Genomic DNA, 6,553 nt, shown 5'->3' with positions numbered 1-6,553 from the left:
TGCCATGGCCGCCTCTCGCCTCAGAGCAAGGGCTGTTCTCTCTCCAAAGCTTTTTGCAGAACCTTCAGGACACTATCATTCGCAGCACGCAAGAAGGCGATCTGGTCTTTGGCGTTGTTAGCCGCACTCCTGGAGATCCTGCCGTGCAGATCCCCGAGGAATTGAAGGGGCGCGTTGCCAGCGTTTGGCAGATAAGCCATCGCGCGGCCGACACGGCCGAATTCGATATCGAGCCGACAAATGCCTGGGACAAGCTGGAGGACGGCAGCTATCGGTGGCCGTACGCCCTGCAGCCCATCCGCACATGGGTGGCGATTCGCATGCAGCAGTTTCGTCAGAAGCACCCGTTCGCGCTTAATGGTTACACCGTCGAACCGAACACCGAGGCTACCTACAGCATCTACATTGCCACCCTTGGCAAAAGCAATCGTGTCTTGAAAATTGGTCACGCCCAAGATGCAAAGCAGCGGGTGGGCGAGTTCAACAAGTTTCGCTTGTCCAATGAGCTACAATGGTTATTGCATACCGACCAGCCCATCGGATCCGTTCAGGATGCCATCGAGGTGGAGAAGTTTCTCGGCGACACATTTGCAAAGCACCGTACAGAGCCGAACAATAACGAGGTTTACGTCGGGCTTGATCCAATGGCGGTTCTAACAAAGTTAGCCACGGTTCGACGCGGATAAACGGCCAACATTCTCAACTGCCCCAAGCAGGCCTTCCGATCAGGGCTGGCATATCGCCGATCAGCCTCGGCATAGCGCCTTGGCCCAGTTCCTCGATCATCTCCAAGCAGCCCGTCGCGTTTCCCATGCTGAACAGCATTGTCGAGCGAGCAGCGTCCACTACGACGGTAAGTCCAGAGCCGAATTGCGCTGTGACTTGTCCGGGATACCTACACCTTTGATTTCCGCCAGCCTGCCCACCACGCTTCCCATTGAGAGCAGAACCAGCGCTCGCCTTTGGCGGGGTTGACGACCGTCTTGTCGTAATAGCGCTGTCCAGGCATGTGATAGATGCGCTCGCCCGTCTCGACGCTGATATTGCCCTTGATGTTGCAGCCGTCCGGCGCGCTGGAGCCGCCTAATCCCGGCGACCGCGAAGCCCCGATCACGTCCGCGACATCCTCGAGCGCCTGCGAATGGTAAGGGAAATCGGCATTCCGGCGAAACTGATCGCCACCGTGCATCCGACCGATATCGACAGTTCGTGCGCGAGGGTCGCGCGTCTCCTGCCTATCTGCTCGAGCGCTACTCAGCATCACGCCGGCGCGCGACGCTGGTCTCTTGCCTAATCGATCTGGAAGAAGGTCTGACGGACTCCGCCAGTGGCTTGGCCGACAAGCTGATCGGCAATGCCTTCAGACGTGCCCAGAACCCGGCGCTACGCCGCCACCGCCAAGGATGTCGGCCGTTGATGCTGTTGTTTCACGGCATGATCGACGCTCTTTCCACCGCTCTCAACAACGACTCTGACCCGATCGAGGCGATCGACGAGACCGTCGGCTGGGCGAACTTGCTCAAGGCAAGACCCGAAGTCGCAGCACTCGCCGAAACGGCGGACGTTGATCCGCTCATGGTGGCGGTGGACCGCTATGTGACGCTGAGAAAGTTCGCGCCGGCGCTGATCGACGCGCTCGACTTCAAGGCCGGACGGGGAAGCGCCCGGGCGGTCGCCGGCATTCATTTGCTTCGCGATCTCAGCAGAGCGGGCAAACGAGATGTGTCGCCCGATCCGCCAATGCCCTTCAAGAAGGAGTGGCGCAATCTCGTGATCGGGCCGGACGGCAGGATCAATCGCCGGCTCGACGAGACCGCGATGCTCGCTCACCTGCGTAACAAGCTGCGTTCGAGCGACGTCTGGGTCGAGCGATCTTCCGCCTATCGGCGTTTCGACAGCTATCTCCTGCCGAAGCGAGCCGCCGCGCCGATCGTCGCCGAACTCGGGCTGCCAACCGCCGCCGACGAATGGCTCCAACAACGTGGCCGCGCGCTCGACTGGCGGCTGAAGACGTTTGCGCAGCGCCTCAAACGGGAGCAGCTCGAAGGCGTGCGCTTTGTCGAGGATCGGCTGCAGATCTTGCCGGTCAAAACGGCGGTCCCCTGCGAAGCGGAAGCGCTCGCCGATCGGCTCGATCCAATACTGCCCCGCATTGGCGCAGGCCATCTACACGTTCCGACAGGGGCGGCGTCATCGACCGCAGTCATAAGGCCCAGCAATACCGGGCGTCGGGCTTGAACCTCGTCACCGCGGCGATCGTCTATTGGAACTCGATCTATATTGCCGACGCCGTGGCGCACCTGCGGGCACAAGGCGAAATTCGTCCCGGACGAGCTCTTGACCCATACCTCACCGGTCCGAGCGCTCGTGCTCGATCTGATTCCCAACTAACGGGATGCGCTCCAATTCGCCTACTGCCGGCTGTCGAAAGCAGCACCCGAGTTGAAGATTATGGTCGCTACCTATTTCGGATCGCTGGGAGACAATCTCGAGACCGCAATTTCTCTGCCCGTGGCGGGACTGCACGTCGATCTCATGCGCGCTCCAGAGCAGTTGGAGACCGTCGGCCGGCTCGCGCAGAAGGAACTGTGCTCTCGCTCGGCCTGATCGACGGGCGCAACGTCTGGCGCGCGAACCTGCCTGCCATACTTGACCGCGTCAAGCCGATCGTCGCAGGCTGGCCGCTGGACCACGTGGAGATCGCCCCGTCCTGCTCGATGCTGCACGTGCCGATCGACCTGGACACGGAGACGGCACTCGATGCGGATGTGAAGTCGTGGCTCGCCTTCGCGGCGCAAAAGACCGGCGAGCTGGTCGTGCTCGCCCGTGCCCTGGCCGAAGGCCGGGACCCGGTCGCCGGCGAACTGGAGGCGTCGGCTGAGGCTGCCGCCGTTCGCGCGACATCCGCGAAGGTGCATGATCCGCTCGTCGAAGGCCGGTCGCCAGCATCAAGGTCGTCATGACGCGCCGGAAGCGCGCATTCGCCGTGCGCTCCAAGCTTTCAGGCCGACACGTTTGGCTTGCCTTCCTTCCCCCACCACGACGATCGGTTCCTTCCCGCAAACAGCCGAGGTTCGCAAGGCGCGGGCAGCTCATGCCAAAGCCGAGCTGAGTTACGTCGACTATGAGGCGTTCCTGAAGAAAGAGATAGAAGCCGCCGTTCGCTGGCAAGAAGAGATCGGACTCGACGTGCTGGTCCACGGCGAATTCGAGCGCAACGATATGGTGCAGTATTTCGCCGAGCAGCTCTGCGGCTGCCCAGTCGCTGACGCCGAAGCCGGTGAAGGGTATGCTTACCGGCCCGGTGACGATCCTCAACTGGTCCTTCGTCCGAGACGACCTTCCGCGCTCAGCCGTCTGTCGCCAGGTCGCGCTCGCAATTCGCGATGAAGTGAGCGACCTCGAAAAGGCCGGCGCCAAGATGATATCGCCACTAGTGTAGTGTCATCGGATTTTGTCTGGACACATCTCCAATGATGATCGGGGGTCGCACAAAGCGGGAGCGAGCCATAGCTCTGCACCCACCCGTGTGGCGTGAAGGCAAAGATCCAGATCGAAGCCGCTGCGCGAGGGCTTGCCGCTGCGCGAGGCCGACTGGCAGGCCTATCTCGATTGGGCCGTCGAATGCTTCCGGCTGGCTTCAACGGCCGTCGGCGATGCGACCCAGATCCACACCCATATGTGCTACTCCGAGTTCGGCGATATCGTAGAAGCGCCTCGGCACCTTGGCCTGGCTGAGGCCCTTGTTATGGCGCGTCGAAGTCAGCTGTTCCAGAGGCCGGCGTTGGCGGGCGATCGAGGGAGGCTTCGGTCTCAAATGAGCCGGCCAGAAACGAGACGGCTCACCGCCAGCCAGCTCGGATTATTCCGTATTGGGATTATCCAGTATCACTATCATCTCCCGAACTTGATCGCCGAAACCCCGCTCCCGACCATCGGGAGAAGCATCGGCGATCACGCGCCGCCGGTCTGCGGAGCGTGTTCCGGGAGACCGGATGCAGGGCTAAGCTGGGGGAAGGTTCAAACGGCACTTCTGGAGACTAGAGGCGGCATCTACGCTCTGCCATCTGCAGCGGGCCAAACTCCCGCTCGATGGCTCAGTCTGCCTCTCCAATCACGATCGCCGCGAAGGCGAAGCCGAGCGGCCACAGCTGGCTGGCGGACCCCTTGTGTTTTGATGGTGGAGATCCGGCGCCGGACCAGGAAAGCCTCGCGGAAAGAGCGGGGTGGCTTGCTCCTGGCGGATGCCGGCAGAGGTATTCGGACCGCGCTCAATTGCGATACGCAGATGGCCGAAATTCATGAGCGGCGTCCTGAATCTTAATCGCTGCGCAGAATGCGTGCTTCGAGCGCGGCTGCCACGAATGCTCGTCGAGCGGCTGGTGGATGGGTCTTACCTCGTAACACCTGCAGACAGATGTCCATCGCTATTCTGCGTTTATTGGTCTCATGATGTAGATCCCGGAGCAAGATAGCGGCTGCGTCGTTGACGTCCAACAGGATTCGCTCCGAGCTGCGGCGGCTAACCTGAACAACGACTGGCCTCTCAAATCTGATCAAGCCCGTCATCTCTCCCCTCCTCCACAGCCACTATGCGGCAAACAGCCCCGGGTCCCATTTATTTACTCAGCCGAACGCGACCGTTGCATCTGCACCGGCGAACCTGGCCATTGGCGACCAAGCGATCGCCATGAGCTGCGTCTGGCCATGGTCAGGTTGCGTGCGATTTGCGGTTTTGTAGTCGGTGGTGAGGAACTGCTTCTCATTCGCGCGGTCTAGCTGTGAAACCTGGACATACTGCACTCTTTGACGCGTCTCGCGCCAGTCTCAAACACGTCGTCGAAGTCTACACCTGCACTTTTCCACGGCCCGAACTGCAGGCGGCGATCCACTGCATCGCGGAGGTTGGATCTTCCAATATGGCGACCCGCTTCGCAAAGCCGAAAAAGGCATTGCGCGCCGTGCTTACCGGCTTGCGCCCATCGTATGCATCGTAGCATGCCCTCAGGGCGGCTTCGTGGATCAGGTCTCTACGACCTTCCGGCCATTCATTCAGAAAATCGATTGCATCCGCAAGGCTGGCAATCTCTTGGATGATGTGCGTAGCGCGCTTCACGAAAAGGGGACTGCTGAAAGCCTCAGCGTTCATTCGTTCCTCCAATTTTCCAAATAGCCCGATTTGCGGGAAGAGGCGCATTGACGCGGCAACCTTGGCACAGTGTGTTGTCAGGGCGATGACGGTTCAAGAGGAAGATCCGCGACTGCGGTAGGGTGTGTAGCGATCCGCCAACAGATCGTGCAATGGCTTGGTTGCTATCAAACGCGGTCGTCACTTTAAGCTATGAATTGATTCTCCACCGCCTAATCTAAGCCCGCAGGAGCGTTTTCATGACCGAAGAAACTGAGACGAAAGCTGACAACCTCATCGAACTCACCGCCCATGTCGTCTCAGCCTATGTTTCGAATAATCCGGTTCCCGTCGGTGAACTGCCTGGGCTTATCGGCCAGATCCACATCGCATTGAAAGGCACTACTTGTGGTGCCGCACCAGAAAAGTCGGAAGCTCTCAAGCCTGCCGTACCGATCAGAAAATCGGTTACACCCGATTACATTCTCAGCCTTGAGGACGGTAAGAAGTTCAAGTCGCTCAAGCGTCACCTGGCTACCCACTATGGCCTTACGCCCGACGAATATCGCGCGAAATGGGGGCTGCCGGCGGACTATCCCATGATGGCGCCGAACTACGCTGCGGCGCGCTCGGCATTGGCCAAGACCATGGGTCTGGGCCGCAAGCCGAAGGAACCGGGAGCGCCGGCACCTGCCAAGCGTGCCCGCAAGAAAGCCGCAGTCTGACCGCACCTTTTCAGGATCGATTAAGCGGATCCAGCATCATTTCGCACCTGCGATATAAAATTTGTGCATTGCAATATCCGCGGCTATCGGTATGATCATGTTGTCGGCCATCTACTCCTCCCAGATGTGATGCCGACGCTGAATGGGGCGCACCTCCTCCCGCGTCTCATTCGAAATAGAGCCCGCTGCCACCTCCTCCCGGCAGCGGGCTTTTTCTTTGTCTGAGGCGCGATTTCGCTCCCAAGGCCAACGCATTTGGCTCTAAGCGAGGCGAATTCCCCGAACTTCCAGGCCTTTCTTGCCCTGCCCGCATTGAACAAACACCTTCTGACCCTCCATCAGCATGCTGAGTCCTGAGCGGGTCAGCGCGGGGCATGAACGAAGATGTCGCTCTCACCGTTTTCAGGAGCAATGAAGCCGAAGCCCTTTTGGGGGATTGTACCACTTAACGGTGCCCTCGCTCTCCGACTGGGCACCCGTCCCGGCGGTGGACTTTCCAGCGCAACGCGTAGTTGAGTTCTCGCGGTTTGATCGCCGACCTACAGCACTCCCGAGACCTGGTGACCTCTTGGGACTTTCTTCCGGCGTGACCTTGAGACGCGTTCCCTCGGAAACGCCGCTGCTCCCGGCCGCCTCAAGTACCCGGATGTGCAGATAGGCCTCGATGCCCTCCGGCAATTTGACAAAGCCAAAACCCTTG

General features: G+C 60.0%; 9 protein-coding genes and 1 pseudogene. 6 read left to right on the top strand and 4 right to left on the bottom strand.

Going from position 1 to position 6,553, the window contains the following annotated elements:
* The coding region (locus tag AC0L2M_RS34355; protein ID WP_473537239.1) for a GIY-YIG nuclease family protein at positions 1-686 on the top strand (686 nt) is incomplete at its 5' end.
* Between the two features lie 209 nt (positions 687-895).
* On the opposite strand, the gene AC0L2M_RS34350 is transcribed toward AC0L2M_RS34355, so the two are convergent.
* The gene (locus AC0L2M_RS34350) at positions 896-1,189 is read right to left on the bottom strand and encodes a sunset domain-containing protein (protein ID WP_473537238.1); all 294 of its coding nucleotides are present in this window, start codon (positions 1,187-1,189) and stop codon (positions 896-898) included.
* A gap of 227 nt (positions 1,190-1,416) precedes the next feature.
* Here AC0L2M_RS34350 and AC0L2M_RS34345 point away from each other — a divergent pair, with 227 nt between their 5' ends.
* The 4 genes and pseudogenes from AC0L2M_RS34345 (at position 1,417) to AC0L2M_RS34330 (ending at position 4,324) form a co-directional block, all read left to right on the top strand.
* The gene (locus AC0L2M_RS34345) at positions 1,417-2,238 is read left to right on the top strand and encodes a hypothetical protein (protein WP_473537237.1); all 822 of its coding nucleotides are present in this window, start codon (positions 1,417-1,419) and stop codon (positions 2,236-2,238) included.
* Positions 2,239-2,451: 213 nt separating this feature from the next.
* Positions 2,452-2,607, top strand: a complete 156-nt coding sequence (locus AC0L2M_RS34340) for a hypothetical protein (RefSeq protein WP_473537240.1) — start codon at positions 2,452-2,454, stop codon at positions 2,605-2,607.
* Positions 2,589-2,963 (top strand): hypothetical protein, encoded by a 375-nt coding sequence (locus tag AC0L2M_RS34335; RefSeq protein ID WP_473537242.1) that lies wholly within the window; start codon positions 2,589-2,591, stop codon positions 2,961-2,963. The genes AC0L2M_RS34340 and AC0L2M_RS34335 overlap by 19 nt, the downstream gene beginning before the upstream one ends.
* Positions 2,917-4,324 (top strand): annotated as a pseudogene (locus AC0L2M_RS34330) (hypothetical protein). The gene AC0L2M_RS34335 and the pseudogene AC0L2M_RS34330 overlap by 47 nt, the downstream one beginning before the upstream one ends.
* On the opposite strand, the gene AC0L2M_RS34325 reads toward AC0L2M_RS34330, so the two are convergent.
* A complete protein-coding gene (locus AC0L2M_RS34325; RefSeq protein WP_473537236.1) occupies positions 4,321-4,569 on the bottom strand; it encodes a DUF982 domain-containing protein in 249 nt (82 codons plus the stop codon). The pseudogene AC0L2M_RS34330 and the gene AC0L2M_RS34325 sit on opposite strands and share 4 nt — an antisense overlap.
* Before the next feature lie 277 nt (positions 4,570-4,846).
* A complete protein-coding gene (locus AC0L2M_RS34320; protein ID WP_473537235.1) occupies positions 4,847-5,149 on the bottom strand; it encodes a DUF982 domain-containing protein in 303 nt (100 codons plus the stop codon).
* 239 nt (positions 5,150-5,388) lie between these two features.
* Between AC0L2M_RS34320 and AC0L2M_RS34315 the strand changes: the two genes are divergently transcribed.
* Positions 5,389-5,853: a Ros/MucR family transcriptional regulator gene (locus AC0L2M_RS34315; RefSeq protein WP_473537234.1), complete on the top strand. Its 465-nt coding sequence runs from the start codon at positions 5,389-5,391 to the stop codon at positions 5,851-5,853.
* Between the two features lie 362 nt (positions 5,854-6,215).
* On the opposite strand, the gene AC0L2M_RS34310 is transcribed toward AC0L2M_RS34315, so the two are convergent.
* Positions 6,216-6,329, bottom strand: coding sequence for a cold-shock protein (locus AC0L2M_RS34310; protein ID WP_473537233.1), 114 nt, complete (start codon positions 6,327-6,329; stop codon positions 6,216-6,218).
* Between the last annotated feature and the right edge of the window lie 224 nt (positions 6,330-6,553).

The organism is Mesorhizobium sp. WSM4806 (assembly GCF_055811635.1).
Note: the sequence above shows the minus strand (reverse complement) of the source record. Positions and strands in the feature narration are given on the sequence as shown.